The sequence below is a fragment of the Pseudomonas sp. LM13 genome (assembly GCF_041381355.1).
GTDB lineage: Bacteria > Pseudomonadota > Gammaproteobacteria > Pseudomonadales > Pseudomonadaceae > Stutzerimonas > Stutzerimonas frequens.
Window position 1 is genome coordinate 1 of sequence record NZ_JACBXH010000120.1, and the last position, 1,102, is coordinate 1,102.

The following is a 1,102-nucleotide window of genomic DNA, read 5'->3' on the forward strand; positions in this document are numbered from 1 at the left end:
AGGCGAGGCCATGTTCTGCCACGTCGCGGCGCGCTGCATTTGCGGAAGGTATGTCCACAGTGCGACTGCCGACACCGGCGCCAGGACCGCGAGCAGCGCGGCGAGGATCTTTCCCTTTCGACTCATATGAACCAACGCAGCCCGAAGTAGATGCCGGCCCAGATGTGCAATGCCAGCAAGAGATAGAAGAGGATCGAGAACGCGATGTGCGCCGACAGCCAGGCGTTGAACAGCTTGCGCACCCGCTCCTGGAACTGGATCGAGTACTGCAGGTCGGCGGCGGCCGACGCCAGCGTCAGCAGTTCGCCGCTGGCCTTGGCCATGCCGGCGCCGCCCGCTGCCGGTGCCTGCGCGTAGGCCCAGTACTCGCCGTCCAGGAGGCGCCACAGGCCGTCGAGCTGCGCCTTCTTCTCGCGGATGTTCTCGGCGACGTAGCGCAGGTAATGCTGGCCGATGAACCCGGTGAGCACGCTCAGCAGCATCGACGCCGTCAGCGCGATCCCGAGCACGCTCTGGAACTTGTGCCCGCTATGGATGATGGCCAGCAGCGCGCCGATCAGGCCGAAATACACGTGCGCCTGCAGCAATGTGGCGAAGCTGTGCTTGCGGGTGAATGCGCGGCGCAGCGTGGCGCTGCGCTTGACCACGGTATAGACGAGCGGCACGAGCATGAACGCGGCGCCCACGACGCCGAACACGCCACCCCACAGGCTGCCGGCGAAGAACGGAGCGCGGTGCACCAGGAAGCCCAGCCACAGCACCGCCAGCATCAACACGATGATCGTCGCGGCGATGCGATCGTGCCTGCCCATCTAGGCATCCACCGAGATGTCGGCCGACGCTTTCGCCTGGCAGGCCAGGATCATCCCCGACGAGCGGTCGAGCGGGGTCAGGCTGTCGTCCACCGCCATGGTGACCTCGCCCGAGAGCAGTTTCACCTTGCAGATGCCGCAGTAGCCCTGCCGGCACGCGTACTCGATCGGGACACCGACCTCTTCGGCGGCCTCGAGAACGGTCTGGCCGGCCGCCAGCGGCGCCTTTTTTCCGGACCGCTCGAAGCTGCAGGTGACGGCCGTCGCCGTGTCGCCCGCCGACACCTCCG

General features: G+C 66.8%; 2 protein-coding genes. Both read right to left on the reverse strand.

Annotation, left to right across the window (positions count from 1 at the left end; translation table 11 throughout):
* Positions 1–122: 122 nt before the first annotated feature.
* Positions 123–812, reverse strand: coding sequence for a hypothetical protein (locus HZR81_RS23600; protein WP_500129396.1), 690 nt, complete (start codon positions 810–812; stop codon positions 123–125).
* Positions 813–1,102, reverse strand: a 290-nt coding sequence (locus HZR81_RS23605; protein WP_500129397.1) for a 2Fe-2S iron-sulfur cluster-binding protein, incomplete at its 5' end; no start/stop codon positions are given.